The organism is Dysgonomonas sp. GY75 (assembly GCF_015234155.1).
Classification (GTDB): Bacteria; Bacteroidota; Bacteroidia; order Bacteroidales; family Dysgonomonadaceae; genus Dysgonomonas; species Dysgonomonas gadei.
In genome coordinates this window covers 314,430-337,353 of the sequence record NZ_JADCLQ010000012.1, presented here as the reverse complement: position 1 = coordinate 337,353, position 22,924 = coordinate 314,430, and the positions used below count along the sequence as shown (strand labels likewise).

Annotated in this window: 22 protein-coding genes; 17 read left to right on the top strand and 5 right to left on the bottom strand. The window is 38.7% G+C overall.

The window, feature by feature from the left end:
* Window positions 1–8 precede the first annotated feature (8 nt).
* The 4 genes from IR083_RS06790 to IR083_RS06775 all read right to left on the bottom strand — a co-directional run bounded on the left by IR083_RS06790 (window position 9) and on the right by IR083_RS06775 (window position 5,502).
* Window positions 9–563: a nucleotide exchange factor GrpE gene (locus IR083_RS06790; RefSeq protein ID WP_006798647.1), complete on the bottom strand. Its 555-nt coding sequence runs from the start codon at window positions 561–563 to the stop codon at window positions 9–11.
* Between the two features lie 991 nt (window positions 564–1,554).
* On the bottom strand, window positions 1,555–2,046 hold the full coding sequence (locus IR083_RS06785; protein ID WP_194223704.1) for a metallophosphoesterase family protein: 492 nt from the start codon (window positions 2,044–2,046) through the stop codon (window positions 1,555–1,557).
* On the bottom strand, window positions 2,043–2,951 hold the full coding sequence (menA, locus tag IR083_RS06780) for a 1,4-dihydroxy-2-naphthoate octaprenyltransferase (protein ID WP_194223703.1): 909 nt from the start codon (window positions 2,949–2,951) through the stop codon (window positions 2,043–2,045). Before menA ends, IR083_RS06785 begins: the two co-directional genes overlap by 4 nt.
* A 97-nt stretch (window positions 2,952–3,048) precedes the next feature.
* Complete coding sequence (locus tag IR083_RS06775) at window positions 3,049–5,502, bottom strand: DUF5686 and carboxypeptidase regulatory-like domain-containing protein (RefSeq protein WP_194223702.1); 2,454 nt, start codon at window positions 5,500–5,502, stop codon at window positions 3,049–3,051.
* Window positions 5,503–5,694: 192 nt separating this feature from the next.
* Here IR083_RS06775 and IR083_RS06770 point away from each other — a divergent pair, with 192 nt between their 5' ends.
* The 12 genes from IR083_RS06770 to IR083_RS06715 all read left to right on the top strand — a co-directional run bounded on the left by IR083_RS06770 (window position 5,695) and on the right by IR083_RS06715 (window position 17,513).
* Complete coding sequence (locus IR083_RS06770; protein ID WP_006798643.1) at window positions 5,695–7,080, top strand: aspartate kinase; 1,386 nt, start codon at window positions 5,695–5,697, stop codon at window positions 7,078–7,080.
* Window positions 7,081–7,485: 405 nt separating this feature from the next.
* Complete coding sequence (locus IR083_RS06765; protein ID WP_006798642.1) at window positions 7,486–8,307, top strand: MotA/TolQ/ExbB proton channel family protein; 822 nt, start codon at window positions 7,486–7,488, stop codon at window positions 8,305–8,307.
* A 67-nt stretch (window positions 8,308–8,374) separates the two neighbouring features.
* Entirely contained in the window at window positions 8,375–8,986 is a 612-nt protein-coding gene (locus IR083_RS06760; protein ID WP_006798641.1) for an ExbD/TolR family protein, read from the top strand.
* Window positions 8,987–9,021: 35 nt separating this feature from the next.
* Window positions 9,022–9,681, top strand: a complete 660-nt coding sequence (locus IR083_RS06755) for an ExbD/TolR family protein (protein WP_006798640.1) — start codon at window positions 9,022–9,024, stop codon at window positions 9,679–9,681.
* A 24-nt stretch (window positions 9,682–9,705) separates the two neighbouring features.
* Window positions 9,706–10,539 (top strand): energy transducer TonB, encoded by an 834-nt coding sequence (locus IR083_RS06750; protein WP_006798639.1) that lies wholly within the window; start codon window positions 9,706–9,708, stop codon window positions 10,537–10,539.
* Window positions 10,540–10,645: 106 nt separating this feature from the next.
* A complete protein-coding gene (locus tag IR083_RS06745) occupies window positions 10,646–10,843 on the top strand; it encodes a hypothetical protein (protein ID WP_006798638.1) in 198 nt (65 codons plus the stop codon).
* 23 nt (window positions 10,844–10,866) lie between these two features.
* On the top strand, window positions 10,867–11,841 hold the full coding sequence (locus tag IR083_RS06740; protein WP_006798637.1) for a PstS family phosphate ABC transporter substrate-binding protein: 975 nt from the start codon (window positions 10,867–10,869) through the stop codon (window positions 11,839–11,841).
* Window positions 11,842–11,908: 67 nt separating this feature from the next.
* Window positions 11,909–13,558, top strand: a complete 1,650-nt coding sequence (locus IR083_RS06735; protein WP_242052377.1) for a tetratricopeptide repeat protein — start codon at window positions 11,909–11,911, stop codon at window positions 13,556–13,558.
* Window positions 13,559–13,774: 216 nt separating this feature from the next.
* Window positions 13,775–15,043 carry a methionine adenosyltransferase gene (metK, locus tag IR083_RS06730; RefSeq protein ID WP_006798635.1) on the top strand — a complete coding sequence of 423 codons (1,269 nt, stop codon included), beginning with the start codon at window positions 13,775–13,777 and terminating at the stop codon, window positions 15,041–15,043.
* A gap of 76 nt (window positions 15,044–15,119) precedes the next feature.
* Window positions 15,120–16,004 carry a DUF4271 domain-containing protein gene (locus IR083_RS06725; protein ID WP_194223701.1) on the top strand — a complete coding sequence of 295 codons (885 nt, stop codon included), beginning with the start codon at window positions 15,120–15,122 and terminating at the stop codon, window positions 16,002–16,004.
* Window positions 15,995–16,753 (top strand): uroporphyrinogen-III synthase, encoded by a 759-nt coding sequence (locus IR083_RS06720; RefSeq protein WP_006798633.1) that lies wholly within the window; start codon window positions 15,995–15,997, stop codon window positions 16,751–16,753. Before IR083_RS06725 ends, IR083_RS06720 begins: the two co-directional genes overlap by 10 nt.
* A gap of 61 nt (window positions 16,754–16,814) precedes the next feature.
* A complete protein-coding gene (locus IR083_RS06715; RefSeq protein WP_006798632.1) occupies window positions 16,815–17,513 on the top strand; it encodes a M48 family metallopeptidase in 699 nt (232 codons plus the stop codon).
* Between the two features lie 87 nt (window positions 17,514–17,600).
* Here the strand turns inward: IR083_RS06715 and cdd are convergent, their stop codons facing one another.
* Window positions 17,601–18,083: a cytidine deaminase gene (gene cdd / locus IR083_RS06710; protein ID WP_006798631.1), complete on the bottom strand. Its 483-nt coding sequence runs from the start codon at window positions 18,081–18,083 to the stop codon at window positions 17,601–17,603.
* A gap of 126 nt (window positions 18,084–18,209) precedes the next feature.
* Here cdd and IR083_RS06705 point away from each other — a divergent pair, with 126 nt between their 5' ends.
* From IR083_RS06705 to trmD, 5 genes are all read left to right on the top strand, one after another.
* Complete coding sequence (locus IR083_RS06705) at window positions 18,210–19,142, top strand: glucosaminidase domain-containing protein (RefSeq protein WP_006798630.1); 933 nt, start codon at window positions 18,210–18,212, stop codon at window positions 19,140–19,142.
* A gap of 34 nt (window positions 19,143–19,176) precedes the next feature.
* Complete coding sequence (locus IR083_RS06700; protein ID WP_006798629.1) at window positions 19,177–20,058, top strand: DUF3078 domain-containing protein; 882 nt, start codon at window positions 19,177–19,179, stop codon at window positions 20,056–20,058.
* A gap of 162 nt (window positions 20,059–20,220) precedes the next feature.
* The gene (locus IR083_RS06695) at window positions 20,221–21,360 is read left to right on the top strand and encodes a DUF4468 domain-containing protein (RefSeq protein WP_194223700.1); all 1,140 of its coding nucleotides are present in this window, start codon (window positions 20,221–20,223) and stop codon (window positions 21,358–21,360) included.
* 17 nt (window positions 21,361–21,377) lie between these two features.
* Complete coding sequence (locus IR083_RS06690; protein WP_194223699.1) at window positions 21,378–22,145, top strand: SDR family NAD(P)-dependent oxidoreductase; 768 nt, start codon at window positions 21,378–21,380, stop codon at window positions 22,143–22,145.
* A gap of 82 nt (window positions 22,146–22,227) precedes the next feature.
* A complete protein-coding gene (gene trmD / locus IR083_RS06685; protein WP_194223698.1) occupies window positions 22,228–22,911 on the top strand; it encodes a tRNA (guanosine(37)-N1)-methyltransferase TrmD in 684 nt (227 codons plus the stop codon).
* The last annotated feature ends 13 nt before the right edge of the window (window positions 22,912–22,924 follow it).

The following is a 22,924-nucleotide window of genomic DNA, read 5'->3' as shown; positions in this document are numbered from 1 at the left end:
CTTCTTTTTTATTTTGCAACGATTACTTTCGGATAACGGATAACTTTATCATCCAGCGTATATCCTCTCTGCACACTGTCTACAATCTTGTCCTTATCATCTTCCGACTGTGCAGGAACGGTGGTAATAGCTTCATGTTTGTCGGTATCGAAAGTGTGCCCGATTGTTTCTATTTCTTTTACACCGTGTCTTGTCAGGAAGGTAGTGAATTTACTGTAAATCAGATCGACTCCTTCTTTCACCGCTTCTATATCTTCTGTCTTGGATATATTTTCCAAAGCACGCTCAAAGTCGTCCACAACGGATATTATGTCAATTAATACGCGTTCACTGCCCGATTTCAATAATTCAGCCTTTTCCTTCAAGGTACGTTTGCGGTAATTATCGAATTCTGCATTCAGGCGCAGATATGAATCATTCAATTCATTATATTTGGCCTCCCAGTCGGTCAGATTGTCACTACTTTCTGCTTCAGCCGTTTCTTCAGGCTGATTATTTGTCATATTATCAGCCTCTGCAGGCTGTCCGTTATCAAACTCCTTTTCGGTAAATTCCTCTTTCATATCTTAGTATCTATTTTATTCATAGTTTATTACAAAAAGATATACGGCAAATCCTTGTCGTTTGATCTGCCTTTGTCTAATTATGTATTTTATTTACAGCAAAAGGCTTGCCAAAGTTGCAAAAATTAATGTATTGATGTCGCCAGGTTATAAAAACTCCGGGTGATTCCTTTATACTTAAAAATAAAAAAGGTAACAAAGGTAACAGTTTTTACAGTCAACAGTTAGCAGTCATCAGTTAACAGAAATACAGTTCTTCAACTTATTGCTTATTACTTAAAACTCATTACTCATTACTTGTTAAAAGGTAACAAAGGTAACAGGGAAAGCAATTAATAATTAAGAATCAACAATTAATAATTAGCTTACTGAGCAGAGCAAAGTATCTCGTCAGTAAACAGCCATCACAACTCATCTCTCGTGTCTTGTCTACTCGTATCTCATGTCTCATACAACTTTCAACTTATTACTCAATACTTACTACTTGTTAAAAGGTAACAAAAGTAACAGCTATTTTATCGTTTTTGTAGGGGCGAAACATCTTTCGCCCGTTAGTCATCGCGTGCGAAAAATGTTTCGCCCCCACAGTTTCACCAAAAAGGTAACAAAGGTTACACATATTTCAGCTTTTAGCTGATAGCTATTAGCCGTTAGCTTAAGCTATCGCATAAGTGACTTTCCGGTAAACAGTCATCAGCTAGCAACTTGTATCTCGTATAACTTTCAACTTAGTACTTAAAACTTACTACTTGTTAAAAAGTAACAAAGGTTACACTATTTCATTCATTTGCTAATATGCTAATTTTAACTACACTTCGTTCCGTTGAACGATGTTTCAAATCTGCTAATTCATTTTTTCAAAGAGCTAATAGCTATCAAAAGGCTAATAGCTATATACATAGATAAAGTTATATATGAAAATGCCATTGGCAGGGATTTTTCAATTTGGCCAAAGGCATTCTCAATTATCTGGTTGAGAGGGAGTACTACTTTAATCCTTCAACTCTATTACTTCCAAATCGGAAATATTACCTTCATTCAGCACAAAGCGTATCAGTGTCCTTACCTTATGGAATCCGTATTTACCGGCAGCTCCGGGATTTATATGCAGGCAGTTCAGCTTTTTGTCGAACATCACCTTCAATATATGCGAATGCCCGCAGATAAATAACTTGGGCGGGTTGGCGAATAGAACGGAGCGGGCCCGTGGATCGTACTTTCCCGGGTAACCTCCTATATGTGTCATCAGTACGTCCACCCCTTCCAGAGTAAATCGCAGGAATTCGGGATATGCCTCCCGTATCTTGCTGTCGTCGATATTTCCATATACTGCTCTGAATGGTTTAAAGGCTTCGAAGCGTAGAGCCAGACTCATAGAGCCGATATCGCCGGCATGCCATATTTCGTCACATTCGGCAAAATACTTTTCGTATTTGTCATCCCACCAGCTATGGGTATCGGATAAAAGACCTATTTTTTTCATTGCAGATTGATACATATAATGAAACAAACGGACAAAACGAATGTGCCCATAGATGTATATTTGAGGTAGGGGTCGAGCAGGCGGTTCTCTCTGATACGAAATATATTTATCAGCAGTTTGATGAAGATAAAGAAGCACAACAGGTACAGATACTGGTACCAGTGGGTCGTATAGAGGATTGAATATAGAGTAAAACACGCTAGCGCACCCAATGTAAGGAAAGCATGATAGTACTTCGCATTCCTGAAACCTATACGCACCGGAATCGTTATTTTACCCGAGTTCTTATCATTCTCCATATCCCGCATATTGTTCAGATTGAGTACAGCTATAGTTAATAGCCCCAGTCCGGTTGCAGGAAGCCACGGCATAAAATCGACTACATGGGTATGCAGGAAATAAGTACCTACTACCGAAACCAATCCGAAAAAAGTAAAAGAGAATACATCGCCCAGCCCTTTATACCCATACGGATTTTTACCTGCTGTATATTTTATCGCCGCTACAATGCTGGTAGCTCCCAGAATCAGAAATAGAACGATGTATTTCCAGTCCATAAATTGGAGTGCTATATATATAAGGAGTATGCCGACAATTGCAGCTACGCCGATTGCTGTCATAATGGCGTTTTTCATCTGTCCGGGAGTGATAGCTCCGCTTTGCACTGTGCGCTGAGGCCCTACACGTTCGCCGGTGATATCGGTACCATGCTGGTAATCCCCTAAATCGTTTGCCATGTTGGATAATAACTGAAGGATGGTTGCTATCAGCATAGTAAGTATGCAGACGGAAATACTGAAATTTCCGGTGCTGTATGCTATTCCGCTGCCGCACAGCGCCGTTGCCACAGCCAGAAATAAGGTGCGGGGCCGGAGTGCCGATATCCACGATTTGAATGAAGCCATTATTTATTGCTGAATTTTATGAAGTGCAAATTTACAAGAAATAAAATACAGGTAAGTCCAAATCCGGAATTTTTAATTCTTTTATGCCTCCTGATCTTTACTTGAATAATTTCTTCGACTTTTCCAAATCGAACATGATACGGATTCCAAAGTCCTGATATTCGGCTTTTCTGAAAGAAACAAATGTACCGAAATTTAAGAGGCGGGTTATATTAATGGAATAGCCTATTTCCGAATATAATTTCATATCCGGGGTATATAAATTTTTCAGGTGAAGGCTTTCTGTGAACATTTTACCTTGCAGAAAAGGCAGGCGTTTCAGGAACAAATAGTTGCTGTCGTAGTTGAATTCGCCTTTTAGCCAGTGCTTATTGGTCGACGCTGTATAGTTATCGAGTAACATAAACGAAGTGAACGGCGATCTTAGGCTGATGGTTATGTCCGATGTATTGAACTGCTGGAAGTCGGCAAAATGCATTTTATCCTTATTGCCCAAAAATGCTCCTCCTTCGATGTGATAACCGAAACGGGAGAATTCGCTTAACCTGAGTTGCTGATATATTCCCAGCCTTAATTTCCTGTATTTCGAATTATTTGTCTGCCACGAAGCAAAAGCCTCGCTATATCTGATGAAGAATACAGGAGAGGTGATTCTTTGATATTTTTTCACGCCGTCGTTCAGTGTGTAATATACATATGGAATATAATCTACTCCTATATTATAAGCTGTTCTGTCGAAGCGGTCGCCCGAAAACATATTGGGAGTTATCCCGCTTTTCCTGCCCCAGGTATAATCAGTATGATTTGACAAGCCCGAGCGTTTTGCCGTTTCAATTCCTGTTATGAGCGTCAGTCCGTGAATAAGCTCAATATTATTGACCACAGATATATAATCGTTCTGATAAAAATGATTGTAGTTTCTCCCTTTTATCAGGGAGTTAGTTGCATTATTGAACCTGTGTATGCCCGTAGGATTGAAGTCTTCACTGACCGAACCTCCCGAAATTATCAGTTCGCCCATCTTCATACGGGAGTAGAGCAGATTGATATCTCCACCTCCGACTATTCTTTTTCGCGAAGTAGTATAATATATATAAGGTGATATACTTAGTCGGTTATTTTTCCCGATTTTGGTGCTCAGATCGAATTTCTGTCCCAGCCATAACCCGTCAACGAAGTTGTATTCCGGCACTCCGAGCAGTAAACCATCAAATTTGAATGTGAAGCGGGTAGAATCGCCGCCAATTTTACCTCCGCTGAAAATATCCGTAAAAGAGAATTTGGAATTGTGATGATCTTTGCGTACCGAATCGATATGCTGCTGTATGGAATCTTTTTTTACATAACTTACTATTTCCCTCTCTTCCAACGGTATCACGCGTATGTTTGCCCAATATGCCGAGTCACGTTTGGTGGCAAGGCTATCTGATTCCGTTTTGTAAAGAGAATCTCTTTTTATCTCGAAATCTCTTTTCTTCGTTTTTTTCTTTTCAGCAAGTTCTTTGGCTATTTCTTTATTAATCTCTATATCCTTATATCTCAGTGAGGCGTAGTAGTTGAATGTGAATTTATTACCCAATATATCTATATTCGAATTTATAAGATAAGAAACGGGCAGAAAAGCATTCTCTTTCAATTCCTGATAAGTGATGGAATGATCCTCCTTTACACCATATACATTACTGGTCAGCTCGGCGGAATAAATATGCCATGTATTATCGGCAATATAAATATATCCGCTATATAATATGGGGTCTTTCATTTTCGGCTCTACTTTGATTTTATTTACGGTTGCATCACCGTCCTCGAAGAAGCCTTCATACCTGAACCTGTAGTAAGTAAAGGCTTTGGGATTTAGCGGGGATATAAACATACCGGCTTTAGGCATATATAGGGATGATTGTATGACACCCATCGCATCTTTTGCATCCAGATTGTCGGGAATGCTGCTCGAAAATGCTTTTACCGTTTGTTTATACTTATCCGGGGAGGTGAATTGTACTTCACTAAAAGATTCCTGAACAAATATCTGGTTTTGTAACTCCGATAATTTAATTCCTTCCGCATTTTTCGACAATCTGTCGACCAGAGAGCCGACTTTTAATATTTCCCCGTTTCCTTTTATATATACATCAGCGGTGTATTCTTTTATTGCTCCTGCATATAAAGGTGCCTTTTCTATCGCTTTTCTGATAATAGGGTAAGCGGGGTCTTCATTGTTGGAGACAGTGACTTCTTTTAGAGTGTATGGATTTTCTTCCAGTGTAATATCCAGAGAGAGGGTCTCATTCCCTCTTATTTGTATTTTCCGTTCCTCCCTTTTAAACCCCAGGCATTTATACTCTACATTGTAGCTGCCGATAGGGAGATTTGTCTGATAAAATCCATCGTCGTTACATACCAGCCCCTGATTTACTTCCTTAATATATATGGAGCTTCCATACAATGGTTCTCCCGACTTGTCAGTGATCTTACCTTTGAAATTCTGTGCAGATACAGGTATGTATGCGAAAGATAAGATTAAGAGAATGAGAATGTAAAGGTGATTCATCTGGATATTCGTTAATTAACATAGTTAAAATGATTACAAATATATCAGAATTATTATTTACCGGGTATATCATTTTCACTTAAGGTTAAATTTTTGTTATAAAAAGATGACAATATTCTATAAATGAGTAGAGAATAGGATAATTTTATTATTTTTGCGCAGTTTAAAAAAGTTGAAGTCTTAAATAATAAAATGCTTACAGTAGAGAAAATTGGCGGAACCTCCATGTCCCAGTTTAAAGATGTACTGGAAAACGTGATTGTGGGAAAAAGAACACCTGACGAAATGTATAGCCGTATATTTGTGGTGTCGGCGTATAATAATGTGACTAACTGGCTGTTGGAGCACAAAAAAACGGGTGAGCCTGGTGTGTATGTGCAATTTCTCGAAAACAGCGATTATAGTATAGGACTCGATAGTCTGTGTCAGCGCCTGTTGCTGATAAATAAAGGTTTCGAAGAAATAGGTCTGGACCAACTCGAAGCCCGTGAGTTTATCACTTATCGTATCAAGCAGGCTAAGACCATGTTGCACAGCTTGAGCAAAGTGATGGCATCGGGTTATGTAAACGCAGATGATATTTGTCTGGCTGCACGTGAGATCCTGGCTTCGCTGGGTGAAGCGCATTCAGCTTGGAATTCAGTTAATATACTCAATAATAATGGTATATCGGCGCGGTTTATAGACCTGTGTGGGTTTAACGACTCATTGCCGCTGACTATCGATGAACGAATACACAGGGCATTCAAAGGGGTTGACTTTAGCAAAGACTTATGTATAACTACCGGATATACTAAGGGCACAGAAGGAATTATGCGTGCTTTCGACCGTGGTTATACAGAAGTTACTTTCAGTAAAGTGGCCGTAGAGGTGCACGCCAATGAGGCTATTATACATAAAGAATACCATCTTTCGAGTGCCGATCCTAATATTGTGGGGGTTGAAAAAACCGTTCCTGTGGGGCGAACAAATTATATTATAGCAGACCAGTTGGCTGATATCGGGATGGAGGCAATTCATCCAAAGGCAGCTAAACCATTGGAATTAGCTAATATAGATATCCGTATAAAGAATACATTCGAGCCGGAGCATCCCGGTACTTTGATAACAAGGGATTATGTGTCGGAAGTACCTAAGATAGAGATCGTTTCAGGTACAAATAAAGTACTGGCAATCGAGGTACACGACCCCATGATGGTAGGAGAAGTCGGATTCGACCTTAAAATAATGCAGATATTTGCCAAGTATGGAGTAAGTTATATACTAAAATCGACTAACGCCAACTCTATAACTAACATAGTGTGGGACAATTATAAATCGCGTGAACTGATTGCCGAATTAGAGCAGAATTTCTATCAGGTAGTCGTTGAGCGGGTGGCTTTGGTTTGTGCCATGGGTACCAATATCGCATTGCCGGGATTTTTATACAGAGCGGCAAAAGCATTGTTTGACAGGGGTATTAATGTGGAAAGTTTCGGGCAGTCATTGCGCCAGGTAAATATGCAGTTTGTAATAAAAAGAGAATTTTACAATGACGCTGTAATAGCGCTTAATGATGAATTATGCATAGATAAATAGATTTAATAAGACTTTTTTTATATTTTTTAATTGTGTAGAATCATTTTTAATTCTATTTTTGTTAGCTGGAATAATGGAATATTTTGCAGATTTAATACCTAGTGGACACATCTAGATGTAGAAACTCCACGTATACAGATATATAGACCTTTGAATTTATTAGTAATAATTTTTATAGAGTTGTTTTTTTCGAAAAATAAAAACCTATTTTTTACGTTATATTTAACTGAAAGCGTTAGTCGGAGTGCAATTTTGGAACAAAATACATTGAAAGATAAAACGGAATAGTATATTTGTAACCTAAATTGACGCCCTGAATGGCTTTTTTTGAGTTTGAAATATTGAATGTATAACAATTATAAAACAAAAAATTGATTCACTAAACTTAAATTATTTATTATCATTATGGAAACTAAAAAACAACAATCGAACAAAAAGCCTAGATCAAAAGGTGTTTCAGCTTTTGTAGTAGTTATTGGATGTGCTATCGTAGCTCACCTATTCTTCTATCTGGTAGCAGGTGCAGACAGTAACTTCGACGAAAAAGGTCATCCGATAGGAGGAAACATACTGGGTACCCTTTATCAAGGTGGATGGGTAATTCCAATCGTAATCACATTGTTGCTTACAGTATTTACTCTTTCTGTTGAAAGATTTTTCGCATTGAACAGAGCTAGCGGTAAAGGAAGTACAGCTAAATTTGTGATGAACGCAAAAGCTAAATTAGAAGCTGGTGATATCGCTGGTGCATCTAAGCTTTGTGACGAGCAAAAAGGTTCGGTTGCTAATATCCTTAAAGCTGGTTTGATCAGATATGCAGATGTTGAGAAATTGACAGACCTGCACAATGACGAAAAAGCTGCAATCATTCAGAAAGAAATTGAAGAAGCTACAACATTGGAACTTCCATATTTACAACAAAACTTGTCAGTTATCGCTACTATCTCTACATTAGGTACGTTGATGGGACTATTCGGAACGGTACTTGGTATGATCAAGTCGTTTGGTGCGATGGCGCAAGAAGGAGCTCCAGACTCTACAGTATTGGCACTCGGTATCTCTGAGGCACTTATGAATACTGCAATGGGTATCGGTACAGGTGCTTGTGCTATTATTTCTTATTCTTACTTCTCCGGAAAAGTTGAAGATATGACTAACGCTGTAGACGAAGTGGGTTTTGCTATTGGCCAGACTTACACTAATTTACACGGTGGCTTAGCTAAATAATTAAAATTTTTCGGAATAATTTGTGGAATTTCTGTGAAATTCTACTCTAATAAGTAAAAACAAGAAGATGGGAAAGATTAAGGTAAAAAAACAGAGCACGTTCATCGACATGACCGCGATGAGTGATGTTACTGTACTCTTGCTCACATTCTTCATGCTTACAGCAACATTTATCCCTAAAGAACCGGTAACAGTATTGACGCCGGCATCAGTATCCGAACGTAAGGTCTCTGAAAGTAATGTATTAACAATATTAATAGACACAGAAGGACGGGTATTTTTGAATTTAGACGATGCTAATACCAAAAAATCGGTATTACAGTTGATGGGGCAAGACTATGGTATTACGTTTAACGACAAACAGATAAGATCTTTCGTAGAGCAATCACATATCGGGGTGCCTATGAGTAGAATGTCTGCTTTCTTAGACAAGCCATTGAGTGCGCAAGATGAAGAAATCAAAAAAATGGGTGTTCCAACCGACAGTACCAACAATCAGTTGACCCGTTGGGTGAAACATGCACGCGAAATAGGCGGTGAAAATCTACAACTTGCTATCAAATCAGATCAGCAGACTGCATATCCTGAAGTGGATAAAGTACTGAAGATCCTGGTAGGAATGAAAGAGAACAGATATAGCCTAATTACGACTCTCAAGAAAATGCCGGAAGGCTTGTAATAATCAAATTTAAAAATTTTTAAAAAGAAAAGATTATGGCTTCAATAGATACCGGTGGAGGAGAAGTAAAAAAAGGGAAACCTAAAAAAGAGACCCTAAGGGTAGACTTTACCCCCATGGTAGACATGAACATGCTTTTGATCACATTCTTTATGTTCTGTACGACATTGAGTAAACCGCAGGTGATGGATATCGCGATGCCTACCAATGAGAAACTGAACGAAGATGAAGAAGTAAAGGTGAAGGAATCAAAAGCAATCACCCTTATATTAGGAGAAAATAATAAGGTATATTATTATACAGGTATACCGAATTATGAAGATTATACAACTTTGAAAGAAACAGATTTTTCACCGGAAGGCCTTCGTGCGCTGCTTTTGGACAGAAACAAAAGTATTGTTGCAAAAATGAAGGAACTCAAACATGAAAAATTTGTGACTAACAAAAAAATGTCTGACGAAGAGTTTCAAACAAGATCTAAAGAAATAAAAGGCGATAAAGATGGACAGGTTGTTGTAATAAAACCTACTGCCGACGCTAATTATGCAAATCTTGTAGATGCTCTGGATGAAATGCAGATTTGCAGTATTGACAAATATGCTATCGTGGATATGACCGAGGGGGACCAATTCCTTCTGGAGAATCTCAAGACTAAGGGAGCTTATGGGGCACAGGCAGCACCACCAAAAAAGTAATCACATTATAAAAAGGAGTAAATTATGTCAAAAGATATCAGATTAAATTCCGCAGAATGGTGTGATGTAGTTTTTGAAGGGAAAAACAAACAGTATGGTGCCTACAGACTACGTCAATCATCTTCGAAGAGGCATATCGTAGCATTCCTTGTCGTTTGTGTATTTGCGGGTTTTGTTTCTGCTTTACCAGGATTGGTAAGTGAAATCAAAAAGCTTACGCAGAACCAAGGCGGACCAATGGATGAGGCATATGAGATGTCTAATATTCCGGTAGAACAAGAAATTCCGGAAGAGAACATTATTAAACAGGAAACAGCTCCACCGCCACCACCGTTGAAAACAACAGTGAAATTCGTTCCACCGACAATTGCGAAGGACGAAGAAGTAGCTGAAGAGAAAATGGTAGGCCAGGATGAGATTCAGGAAACTAAAATCCAGATTTCAGTAGCTGATGTAAAAGGTACTGACGACAAACATGGTATCGATATCGCAGAGTTGAGAGAGCACAAGCAAATTGTGGAAGAAAAACCTGTGGAAGAAAAACCATTCGTTACAGTAGAGCAGATGCCTAGCTTCCCCGGAGGTGAAACTGAGATGCATAGATTTATCAATGATAATCTGAAATATCCGGTTGTAGCTCAGGAATCAGGAATACAAGGACGTGTTACTATTCGTTTCGTTGTTACCAAAACAGGTGCAATCTCTGATGTAACGGTAATTCGTGGTATCGACCCATCTTGTGATAAAGAAGCTGTAAGGGTTGTAAAAGCGATGCCTAAATGGATTCCAGGTAAGCAAAACGGTTTGAATGTACCGGTTTACTTTACCCTTCCGATTGTATTCCGCTTGAAACAATAATGCATGTTTTTGAAGTATTTGTTTAAATAACAAACATAAAACTAACAAAAGAAGAGAAGTTTGAATATTAAAAGTCATCTTCTCTTCTTTTCCAATAATAGAAGATATGAAAGAAGAAAACAAGACTCCCGTAAAAAAAATATATGGATTTTTTATGTCTCTATTCTATTTTGGAATAGGTTGTGCATTGTCGTTTACAGCAGTATTAGAAAATATTATTCCGGTTGGAGTACCTCGTACCATCGGAGGAGTTTTACTTATTGTATATGGTTTGTTCAGAGCTTACAGAGCTTGGAAAGAATAAATTTGACAGTTAAAAAAAGGTTTATGAAAAGGTTGAGCTTTATTTTATTCATCTTATCATTGGTTCTGTATTCGTGCAGTGGACCTAAGGTTACACGTACCGATACCCCAACTAGTGGCTTGGCAGCAATAGTTGCTGATGAATGTTTCGCACCTATCGTCCAGGAACAAGTCGATGTGTTCGAAGCATTGAACAGAGATGCTACTATTATCCCTATTTATACCGGTGAAAATCAAGCCTTCGACTTATTCATGAAAGACAGTGTGCGTGTTATTATAGCAGCTCGCGAACTGACACCGAATGAAGGGCTGATAATAAAAGAAAGAAACCGGGTTGTTCGTTCGCAGAAATATGGTACAGATGCCATTGCTTTGATTGTGAATAAAGCGAATACTGATACACTGATAACAGTAGCAGACATAAAGCGAATAATGACAGGAGAGGTTCGTACATGGAAAGAGCTTAATCCCAAATCATCGTTGGGTGAAATAGCCGTGACGTTCGATAGCCCCAATTCAAGTACAGTCAGGTATCTCAGAGACTCTATTTGTGGAGGTAAGCTCGGGAATAACCTGAAAGCAAGAGCTTCAGATAGTACCAGAACGATTGATCTGTCGGAGCGTACGCCTAACCAACAGGTGATAGATTATGTTGCATCTACGCCCAATGCTTTAGGCATTATAGGGGTGAACTGGATTAGCAATCCGTCCGATACAACCAATTTAAGTTTTATTAATAAAATCAATGTAATGGCTGTCAGTAGGGCTGAAGAGGCTACTGATAGAAACAGTTATCAGCCTTTAGCGGCTTATATAGGATTAGAAAAATACCCTTTAAGCCGGAGTCTGTACATAATAATTTCAGATGTGAGAGGCGGATTACCATCAGGTTTTGTTAACTTTGCAGCTGGTGAAAGAGGGCAACGTATTGTATATAAGGCTGGTCTTTACCCTGCATATGGTTTAACCAGAGTCGTGAGTGTAAGGCCTTCTCTGTAGATATAATATGGCAACTAATATAAAATAGAAATCATTAATCACAAAAATATTACTTAGAAAGATGAAAATGAAGTATTTTTTAGGCTCTTTTCTGAGCCTTATGATCAGCATTTCGGCCTTAGCGCAAAATAGCCCTGGGGCGGATTACTTGAGTCTCGGAGAATTGAAGTTAGCGAAAGAATATTTTCAAAAAGTATTAAGACAATCTCCGGCAGAAGCTAATTACTATCTTGGTGAAATTGCATTCCAGGAAGGTAAGACAGCTGAAGCTAAGTCTTATTACGAACAAGCTATAGCAGGTAATCCGGAGTCTGCATTAGGTGCTATCGGTTTAGCTAAATTACAATTAAAATCGGATCCGAAAGGCGCAGAAGATCAACTGAAGGAAATTCAGAAGAAAAATAAGAAAGATGTAACAGTAATTCTTGCTATTGCTCAGGCATATCTTGATAATGGCATGAAAGAAAAAGCGTTGGAGAAATTGCAGGATGCCCGTAAGGCGGATAAAAAATCTCCATATATATACATATTTGAAGGTGATATGTTAGCTAAAGAAAATAAACCCGGTGATGCTGCTATGCAATACGACCAGGCTATCAACTTCGATGCTAACTGTGTCCTTGCCTATATGAAAGGTGCCAGAGTTTACGAGTTTATCAATCGTAAAACAGCTACGGATATGTTGAAGAAAGTAATTGAAATAAATCCGAACTATAGCATCGCTTACAAAGCTTTGGCGGACGTATCGTATCGTGATGGTTTCTACCCGGATGCTATTGCTGCCTATAAGGAATATTTCAAAGGTGGTGATTATACAATTGAAGATATTACCCGTTATGCTGCAGCAGAGTATTTTACCCAACAGTACAATGAAGCAAAAACACTGATCAGCGAAGGTCTAAGCAAAGAGCCAAATAACTTTGTATTGAATCGTCTATCGATGTATACCAGCGCAGATTTGAAGGATTATGCAACAGCAGTATCAGCCGGAGACAAATTCTTTAGCCTGCCTAAAGCAAATGATACAATCAAATATCTGAAACAGGACTATCTGGCTTATGCAAATTCTTTGAGTGAAACCGGAAATAAAGCTAAAGCAATCGAGCAATATAAGAAACTGATAGAACTGGATCCTTCTAATGTGGACATATACAAAGAAATCGCAACTATCTGTGCAAACGAGAAAATGTATCCGGAAGCAGCAGAGTTCTACAAAAAATACACTGAACTTGGAGGCGAAAAAATTGATGCTCAGGATTTCTATCAGTTAGGCCTTTATTATACAAATGCAGGTAGGGCAGCAAAGGCTGATACTATCAATGTGAGTGCTGAACAAGCTAAAGCTAAATCAGATGAATTCTATAAATTAGCAGATGGGGCTTTTGCTACAGTTAGCGAAAGAATGCCTGATAGTTATCTTGGTTTTTATCAGAGAGCACGTACAAACTTTGAGTTGGACCCGGATAGTGAACTTGGTTTAGCCAGACCTCATTACGAGAAGACAATTGAAGTTATTCTGGCTAAAAACGATGGGGAGAATACCAGAATATTGATAGAAGCATACAGCTACTTGAGTTACTATTACTATCTGCAGTTTGATAAAACTAAAAAAGCAGAAGATAAAGCTAATGTGAAATTATATGCAGAGAAGGTTCTGGAACTGGATCCTGAAAATGCAAACGGTAAGGCATTATTTGAATTTGCAAACGGTAAATAATTCATTCAAATATAGTTGAGATGACCCGGGCTTGATTAAGTCCGGGTTATTTTTTGTAAAAAAAATGATTAAATAGAGAAAAAACTGTATCTTTGCAGCCAATTAAGTGGATAGATTTGTATTGATTGCAACCACATGAAAAAATGCTAAACCATTTTCTGCACTGCATTATACATATCCTTCCTGTTTTTTTAACAGTAAAATTCTTATATACAAATGAGTTATTTATTTACATCTGAATCTGTTTCAGAAGGACATCCGGATAAAGTTGCAGACCAGATTTCAGACTCTCTGTTGGATGAGTTTCTTGCATATGATGCAAACTCCAAAGTAGCTTGTGAAACGCTGGTTACTACCGGACAGGTCGTATTGGCCGGAGAAGTTAAATCAAAAGCATATATTGATATACCGGAGACTGCCCGTAAAGTGATCGAACGTATCGGTTATACAAAAAGCGAATATCAGTTTGAGGCACAATCTTGTGGCGTTTTATCAGCTATACACGAACAATCCGACGATATAAACAGAGGTGTAGACGGCAAATCTGATCCGATGGATCAGGGCGCAGGAGACCAAGGTATGATGTTTGGTTACGCAACCTCTGAAACGGATAATTATATGCCTCTGGCACTAGATCTGTCTCATGCTCTTTTATTGGAACTGGCAGCAATCCGTAAGAATGAACTTCAATTGATGCCTTATCTTCGTCCTGATGCGAAATCTCAGGTGACGATAGAATATGATGATAACGGAACGCCGTTGCGCATAGATACTATTGTGATCTCTACACAGCATGATGAGTTTGGGGACGATGCAGCCATGCAGTCTCGAATTAAGAGTGATGTTATAAATATCCTGATACCTCGCGTAAAAGAAAAATATAAGTTCAGAGAGGATATTTCTAAATTATTCAATGACAATATTACCTATCACGTAAATCCTACCGGACGTTTTGTTATCGGGGGACCTCATGGAGATACCGGCCTTACCGGTCGTAAAATTATTGTCGATACCTATGGAGGAAAAGGTGCTCACGGTGGAGGAGCTTTTTCAGGGAAAGACCCGTCTAAAGTAGACCGTTCGGCAGCTTATGCATCCCGCCATATTGCGAAGAATCTGGTGGCAGCAGGTGTATCTTCCGAAATATTGGTTCAGGTATCATATGCCATAGGTGTAGCCAAACCGATGAATATTTACGTAAATACATACGGTAAGAGCAATTTGAATCTTACAGATGGGGAGATAGCCAAGAAGGTGGAAAAACTCTTTGATATGCGCCCTAAAGCTATCGAGCAGAGATTGAAATTGCGCAATCCTATATATGCCGAAACTGCTGCTTATGGTCATATGGGACGTGAGCCGCAAGTGGTCACTAAATTGTTTAAGTCGCGCTACAATCCGGAAGGAGTATCTCGTGAAGTAGAACTATTTACTTGGGAAAAACTGGATTATGTAGATGTCGTGAAAAAAGAATTTGGTTTATAATAAGAATAATAAGAAGGTGCAGATTCCGTACATACAGGGTCTGCGCCTTTGTGGTAATATATAATAACGGACTATTTTGGTAAAAGATTCCATACCTCATATCACTGTTGTAAGGGATAGTGTCGCTTTAATCGATTCTACCCGTCAGGACTACTTCGGACTCCGGTCGGTTCAGGGAGAAGTATTTGATGTGGCAGATGGAAATACCAATTATAATCTGTATACAGAGAAAAGTACCGGAAAGGAGAGAGCCGGGCATGACGGTATTCATATCCCATTTCATATAGAGCAGGCTGATGGTGTATTCGGGTTGCTATTAGTGTGCTTTCTATTCTTTGCGCATATATACAACGGAGGAATTGCTTTCCTTAAAGAAAACGTATCTTTGCTGTTCTCTTCGGAGAAAGGCCAGAAGATACATCGCCAGACAACCGTAAGGGAATATTTGTATAGTTATTTCCTCATTTTTCAGACAATAGTTCTGATCTCTATCTGTATATACAATATTTTTATTGAATTTGATGCGCGGTCGGAAGCTGTTCAACGGCCCTTCATTTCCATTTTATCTTATATTGTGCTGATTGGTTTGTTTCTGGGGATAAAAGATGTCCTGTATCTTATGCTGGGATATATTTTCGATGAGCAGAAACGAATGGGAGTATGGAGGCGGACGTATATTATTGGTATAGAAATTTTGGGTATGCTTTATTTTATACCTACGCTACTGCTTATCTATTCCAATTACTATCATTTGCAGATTATTATTTTTATGTTGATTTTATTTCTAATAGTTCAATTAATACTTTTTTACCAAATAATAGTCTTTTTTATTAGGGAAAAATTTAACTTTTTGTATCTGATTGCGTACCTTTGCACCTTTGAAATATTACCATATATATTTTTAATGATAGGCTTGGTTTATTTATATAGAATTGACGTATTTAACACACTATGGCTTTAAAAGTAAAAAAGGTTTTGATCTCGCAGCCTGCGCCCACCACGGAGAAATCTCCATATTATGATATTGCTGAAAAATATCATATGCAACTGGATTTCCGACCGTTTATAAGAGTAGAGGGATTAGACGCTAAAGAATTTAGACAACAACGGATAAATATACAGGATTACACGGCTGTTGTATTCACTGCAAAAACAGCAATAGACCATTTTTTTGCCTTGTGCGAAGAATTTAGGATTACAATGCCTGAGACAATGAAGTATTTTTGTATTTCGGAAGCAGTTGCTTTATATTTGCAAAAATATATTGTTTACAGAAAGCGTAAAATATTTTTCAGTACCACAGGTAAAATGGATGGCTTATCAACTGCTTTGGCCAAGCATAATAAGGAAAAGTTTATTGTGCCTGTGTCTGATGTACATACGGAAGATCTAACCGCAGTACTGGACGAAAAGAAGATAAACTATACAAAAGCTATCATGTACAGGACGGTAAGTAACAATATTACCGAAGAAGAAATCCTGTCATACGATATGCTGGTATTTTTCAGCCCTTCAGGGATTGTATCCCTGTTTAAGAATGCTCCTCACTTCAAACAGGACGAAAGAGCAATAGGCTGTTTTGGAGCATCTACGGCAAAAGCTGTTCGCGATGCAGGTTTGAGGCTCGACTGTGAAGCACCGCTTCCGGGTGTACCATCAATGACTGCTGCCCTGGAAAGCTTCATAAAAGAGAATCATAAAGCAAAATAAGTTATTGAGATATATGAAAAGAAAAGCTTAACCGGACAGTTAAGCTTTTTTTGTATAAAGTATGGTGATTAAAGATAAAGATCTGGGTGATATAAAGCTTGTGAAGAATGCACAGGCTCGAAGGATTATTGTCCGTCGCAAAGATGATTACCTGCAATTGACATACCCACCGGGGGTAAGTATGTCCTATATAGAAAAAACAATAGAGGAAATGAAGCCCCGTTTGTTGAAACTTTTGGAAAAAAAAAAGGTACAGTCTCTATTCACCCCGGAAACAGAATTCAAAACATTTAGTTTCACTCTGAAGATATTTGAAAGTAACTCGACGAGCAACTATTACCTGAAACTGAAAGATGGGATTCTATCTATATCTTGTCCGCCGGATACCGATTATGACAGCTCCGCTGTGCAAGCCACAATAAGGGGGTTAATAGAAAAAGCATTGCGATATGAAGCAAAGCGTCTTTTTCCTCAGAAGGTAGAAGTATTGGCACATCGTCATGGTTTTATTTTTTCGAATGTGAAAATCAATCAGAGTCGTACCCGTTGGGGAAGCTGTTCGTCAAAGAAGGGAATAAACCTGTCTTATCATTGTATGCTGCTGCCCGAATATCTCGTTGATTTTGTTATACTCCACGAACTTTGCCATACCGAAGAAATGAATCACGGAGAGCGTTTCTGGCTATTGTTGGATAAGGTCTCTGATGGAAAAGCAAAAGAACTGACGAAAGAACTGAAATCTTTCCATACTGGCTGGTAAATAGAATTTAGTTGCGAGTAAAAAAGTTAACGAAAATCTCAATAACCTATTTTGAGTTACCTTCGCCATTGTTAATTAAATAACAAACTATTCAGACAGCGATTCCTTTCCAAAGCTGAGAGGCAGCAGGTCTTTTGCTGATTCCACTTCATAAATTTTACTTTTTCCGTACATAATTACTCTTACAGATTTTTCAAACCTATTTTCCACCTCTATCATAACCTGTCTGCAACTTCCGCAAGGACAGCAGGGTAAATCCGTAAAATCTCCATCGTGAAATCCAGCTATGGCAATCGCTTCTATAGCAGTATCCGGTTTTTGAGAATTTGAAGCAAATATTGCCACCCGTTCAGCGCATAATCCCGATGGGTAGGCGGCATTCTCCTGATTATTTCCTGATATGATTTCGCCACCGGATAGAAGTACTGCTGCACCTACATGAAAGCCGGAATAGGGGGCATATGCATTTTTTGTAGCTAATTTAGCTTCGTTTATAAGCTTTTTTATATTTTCAGTGCCTTCATCAAAGGTATAAACAAGTATCTTTGTAGTTAAACTTAAACTTTCCATAGCGAATGTTGTTAATTAGTAGAAGAAAACATTTGACGATCTGTTTGCAGGGTGTAACCTTCTATCGTTGTTTTACTTACAAATGTAATAAAAAGGTCCGAGACCTTAATTAAACATCATAAATATATGAAAAAAGCTTATTGTCTGAAGACTTTATCCCAATTTATTATATTATCTCTGCTTATCTTATTCCCTTCTCTATCTGCCTTTTCCCAGGCCAAACGATATAAAATTTACGACGACTATATCGATACCTACAAGGGTATTGCGATAGATCATATGAAAAAATATAAAATACCCGCAAGTATCACGCTCGCTCAGGGTTTATTGGAGTCGGGTGCAGGTAAAAGCTCTTTGACCCAGAGTTCTAATAATCACTTTGGCATAAAATGCCATAATGACTGGAAAGGCGGGCGGGTATATAAGGCAGACGATACTCCGAATGATTGTTTCAGGAAATATAAAAAAGCGGAAGAATCTTATGAAGACCATTCCCGCTTCTTGGCAGAGAAGCCACGCTATAAATCCCTTTTTTCTCTAAAAATAACAGATTACCGGGGATGGGCCAAAGGATTGCAGCAATGCGGATATGCTACAGACAAAGCGTATGCAAACAAGTTGATAAAGATTATTGAAGATTATGAACTTTACCAACATGATAAAAAAGGCGGAAAGGACAAGGAAAAAGAGAAGGAAGAGCAAATAGTAATAAGAGAGTACAAGCATACTCCTTACAAAACGCATAATCTGATCTATGTGAGGGCGGAAGATGGGGATACATATGAAGCCATAGCTGCCGAATTTGGGTTTAAACCCAAAGATTTGTACAAATACAATGAAGTGCCGGAAGGTTTTCCTCTCAAACAAGGGGATTTAGTTTACTTTGAGAAGAAGAAATCAAAAGCAGATAAGCCTTATTACGACCATGTGGTACAGGTAGGGGAGTCTATGCATAGTATCTCGCAATTATATGGTATAAAAGTCAAGAACCTTTACAAAATGAACAAAAAGGACTTTGAATATGTTCCTGAAGAAGGAGACGTTTTAAAGTTAAGATGAAAATTAAAACACAAAACTTGAATTTTTATTAGAAATGAAACAATTATTTTTTACAGTCGCCTTTTTTATATTGGCAATGGGTGTTTATGCACAGGATGATAAGAATAAACTCGAAGATGGAAAATGGTATTTGAAAGGGGTTACAGGTCTCAATGCTTCGCAGACAGCAGTAAGCAACTGGTCGGCCGGGGGTGAAAATGCAATGGCGGGAACAGCCTATCTTAATGGATCTCTCGTTCGTAAAAGCGGAAACTGGCTTTTTTCAAATGCACTTGCATTGGAATATGGACTGACAAATACTAAATCGCTGGGGACTCAAAAAACAAGCGATAAAATAGATTTTACCACTCAATTGGGGTATTCTACCAATAACAAATGGTACTATACTATAATGGGTGATTTTAAATCACAGTTCTACAAAGGATATAATTATCCGGATAAGACACATTACATATCGAAATTTTTTGCGCCGGCTTATTCCAACATATCAATAGGTTTCGAGTACAGACCCAATACAAGTTATTCACTTTACTTGTCACCACTCGCCGGAAAACTGACGTTTGTAGAAGATGATTATCTTTCCAGTATCGGAGCATTCGGAGTAGATCCCGGGGATAAGTTCAAAGCAGAATTGGGAGCTTACTTCAAGGCCCGTGCCGAAAAAACATTGATGGAAAACGTAAAAGCTATATCGACGCTCGATTTCTTTACAGCATATGATAAGTCTTTTGGTAATGTGGATGTGAACTGGGACTTATTGATTAGTATGAAGGTTAATAAATTTCTATCAGCCAGTGTGAACACGACATTGAAATATGACGATGATGTGAAAATCGTGAATGAAGACGGTACTACCGGCGGTCCGAAAGTTCAATTTAAGGAAATGATAGGAGTAGGGATTGCTTATAACTTTTAATTTATTAAATAATTCTCAACATAAGTGGTATCAGCATTTTGCTGATGCCATTTTTTTTTGAATAGAATCCGGCTTTAATAAATGATAAAAGGCCGGGACTTTGTTTGTCGGTTTCTGATTTTATGCTAATTTTATACAATAAACAAATTTAACCCGGCGAATATGAATAAATTCCTTTTAATCTCGTTATGTGCAATTATCTCGGTTCTGGCATATGCCCAGGAGGATGCGAAGTATTTAGCAGGTGCAGTACCTGAGGTTGACGGTAAAGTCATTTTTTCCAAATCTATACCAGTGAAGAACTCTATATCTGATGCCGATCTATTCAATGTTATGGATAAATGGGCAAATGACAATTATGGGATTAATCTTCAACAAGATTTGGATAACAGGGTTTTGTTATCTAATCCGGAAGAAAAAGATATAGCATGTCTGGGCGAAAAGTATCTTGTGTTTAAAAAGAGCGCTTTCGTGTTGGATCAGGCTAAGATGGTCTATCAGCTGATTCTGGATATAGAAGGAGGTAAATGTAATGCTACTGTACGTTATATTAAATATGAATATCCGGACAGTAAAACGCCTCTGCCTGCCGAAGAAATGATAACAGATGAATTTGCATTGAATAAAAAAGGAGATAAACTGAACAGGTATTATGATAAATTCCGCAGACAGACAGTTGACAGTATCAATAGCATATTTAATTCTATCGATAAATATCTGAATGGTACAGTTACAACAGGTGTTGTATCTTCGGCAGTTCCCGCGGCTGTGTCGGCGGGTGTTGCAAATACCCAGGAGGCCGTTGCTCCAGTCTTGGCCGGGAAAAATGCTCTTGCTGAAGTTTCGTTTGCGGGATTCAAAAAGGTTGATACGGGTAAAATACCTGCCAGCCTGCAAGGAAGTAAGGCCTTGATACTTTCCGGATCGGTGAGTAGTCCTTCTATTGTCCCTGCATCGTGGGGAGGTGTCACTTCATTGATGGAAAAACCGGTAGCATTGAGTAATGTCAATACTGCCCAATATACAGGATTGCCGGATGGAGCCGGAACCTATACGATATCTTTTTATACCGAGGTGTATGGTGATGCATTGAAAGAATTTGAAAATGCGAAAGGAAATATTAATGACAAAATAAAGGCTTCCGGGCTTACGCCGGTTATCGCACCTTCAGGCGCACCTGTCTTTTCAGAAGCATGGATGGTTATCGAATGTAAAAAAGCAGGAGTAATGCCGTCTTCCGATTCAAAGACCGCATCGGATAAAACATATTTGGGTGAAATATTGAATGTTTGGATAAAATAACCACAGAATAAAAGCTCATGAGAAAAATAGCTTTAATCACCGGAGCTACCTCCGGGTTAGGCAAAGCGATAGCTTTGCGATTGGCAAAGGAAGGCTATGATGTGATCATAGCCGGACGCCGCAAGGATAGACTGGAAGAACTGGAACGGGAGATTGAAATAAAATATGAATCGAAGGTATATTCTCTTTGCTTTGATGTACGGGTATACAATGAAGTAGAGAAGGCTATTGCTAGTTTGCCCGAAGAATGGACGACAATAGATATTCTAGTCAATAACGCGGGGCTTGCCGTAGGGTTAGACCCTATACAGCAGGGAGTAATTGATGATTGGGAGCGGATGATAGATACTAATATAAAAGGTCTGTTATATGTAACCCGTGTAGTATCCCCAGGTATGGTGGTGCGAAAATCGGGGCATATCGTTAATCTTGGTTCCATTGCAGGAAAAGGAGTTTATCCTAACGGAGCAGTATATTGTGCTACCAAGCATGCTGTAGATGCATTGAGCCAGGGCATGCGTATGGATATGTTGCCATATGGAATACGTGTTACACAGGTGTGTCCGGGCGCAGTGAATACAGAATTCTCGCTTGTCCGCTTCAAAGGAAATCAGGATAGAGCCGATTTGGTATATGACGGGTACGATGCACTGACAGCTGAAAATATTGCCGATGCTGTTTTTTATGCAGTATCCCAGCCTCCCCATGTAAATATACAGGATATGTTGGTGATGCCGACAGCACAAGCCAATGGCAGTATGTTCCATAAAGAAGAGAAGAAGTAATATAAAATAAATCAGGATAAGAGAGTGTGCCTTTGTCGGGCACACTCTTTTTTTTACCTTTGTGCGTTATAATAATTTGAATATGCGTATAGATATTATAAGTGTTCTGCCTCAGATGTTTAGCGGTCTTATAGATTGTTCCATTCTTAAAAGGGCCCAAGATAAAGGACTTGCGGAAATTGTACTTCACAACTTGAGAGATTATTCTACCAATAAGCATCGTAATGTGGATGATTATCCTTTCGGCGGAGAAGCCGGAATGGTGATGCAGATAGAACCGATTGATAATGCTATTACATCATTAAAACAACAACGGATATATGATGAAGTAATATATACTTCGCCCGATGGCGAAGTTTTCAATCAGAAGATTGCCAATCAGATGTCAGCGTATGAAAATATCATTATTCTATGCGGGCACTATAAGGGAATAGATTATCGTGTTAGGGAACATCTGATTACACGTGAAATTTCGATAGGGGATTATGTTCTTACGGGAGGAGAACTTGCCGCTGCTGTGATGGCAGATGCCATTGTGCGGCTTATTCCGGGCGCAATAGGAGATGAGCAGTCGGCTTTGTCGGACTCTTTTCAGGACAATTTACTTGCACCGCCCGTTTATACCCGTCCTGCCGAATATAAAGGATGGCGGGTACCTGATATATTATTGTCGGGTCATCAGGCTAAGATAGATGAGTGGAAGCTACAACAAGCTATGGAGCGAACTGAAAGGTTGCGTCCCGACTTATTAAAAAGTAAAGAATAAATCTTCAATAGTT

Coding starts and splice junctions, on each gene's coding strand:
- IR083_RS06740 (WP_006798637.1), top strand. CDS start 10,867: ATGAAAAGGTTGAGCTTTATTTTATTCATCTTATCATTGGTTCTGTAT.
- IR083_RS06690 (WP_194223699.1), top strand. CDS start 21,378: ATGAGAAAAATAGCTTTAATCACCGGAGCTACCTCCGGGTTAGGCAAA.
- IR083_RS06775 (WP_194223702.1), bottom strand. CDS start 5,502: ATGAATCACCTTTACATTCTCATTCTCTTAATCTTATCTTTCGCATAC.
- trmD (WP_194223698.1), top strand. CDS start 22,228: ATGCGTATAGATATTATAAGTGTTCTGCCTCAGATGTTTAGCGGTCTT.
- IR083_RS06695 (WP_194223700.1), top strand. CDS start 20,221: ATGAATAAATTCCTTTTAATCTCGTTATGTGCAATTATCTCGGTTCTG.
- IR083_RS06785 (WP_194223704.1), bottom strand. CDS start 2,046: ATGAAAAAAATAGGTCTTTTATCCGATACCCATAGCTGGTGGGATGAC.
- IR083_RS06790 (WP_006798647.1), bottom strand. CDS start 563: ATGAAAGAGGAATTTACCGAAAAGGAGTTTGATAACGGACAGCCTGCA.
- IR083_RS06750 (WP_006798639.1), top strand. CDS start 9,706: ATGTCAAAAGATATCAGATTAAATTCCGCAGAATGGTGTGATGTAGTT.
- menA (WP_194223703.1), bottom strand. CDS start 2,951: ATGGCTTCATTCAAATCGTGGATATCGGCACTCCGGCCCCGCACCTTA.
- IR083_RS06735 (WP_242052377.1), top strand. CDS start 11,909: ATGAAGTATTTTTTAGGCTCTTTTCTGAGCCTTATGATCAGCATTTCG.
- IR083_RS06760 (WP_006798641.1), top strand. CDS start 8,375: ATGGGAAAGATTAAGGTAAAAAAACAGAGCACGTTCATCGACATGACC.
- IR083_RS06720 (WP_006798633.1), top strand. CDS start 15,995: ATGGCTTTAAAAGTAAAAAAGGTTTTGATCTCGCAGCCTGCGCCCACC.
- IR083_RS06705 (WP_006798630.1), top strand. CDS start 18,210: ATGAAAAAAGCTTATTGTCTGAAGACTTTATCCCAATTTATTATATTA.
- metK (WP_006798635.1), top strand. CDS start 13,775: ATGAGTTATTTATTTACATCTGAATCTGTTTCAGAAGGACATCCGGAT.
- IR083_RS06700 (WP_006798629.1), top strand. CDS start 19,177: ATGAAACAATTATTTTTTACAGTCGCCTTTTTTATATTGGCAATGGGT.
- cdd (WP_006798631.1), bottom strand. CDS start 18,083: ATGGAAAGTTTAAGTTTAACTACAAAGATACTTGTTTATACCTTTGAT.
- IR083_RS06715 (WP_006798632.1), top strand. CDS start 16,815: ATGGTGATTAAAGATAAAGATCTGGGTGATATAAAGCTTGTGAAGAAT.
- IR083_RS06765 (WP_006798642.1), top strand. CDS start 7,486: ATGGAAACTAAAAAACAACAATCGAACAAAAAGCCTAGATCAAAAGGT.
- IR083_RS06770 (WP_006798643.1), top strand. CDS start 5,695: ATGCTTACAGTAGAGAAAATTGGCGGAACCTCCATGTCCCAGTTTAAA.
- IR083_RS06745 (WP_006798638.1), top strand. CDS start 10,646: ATGAAAGAAGAAAACAAGACTCCCGTAAAAAAAATATATGGATTTTTT.
- IR083_RS06755 (WP_006798640.1), top strand. CDS start 9,022: ATGGCTTCAATAGATACCGGTGGAGGAGAAGTAAAAAAAGGGAAACCT.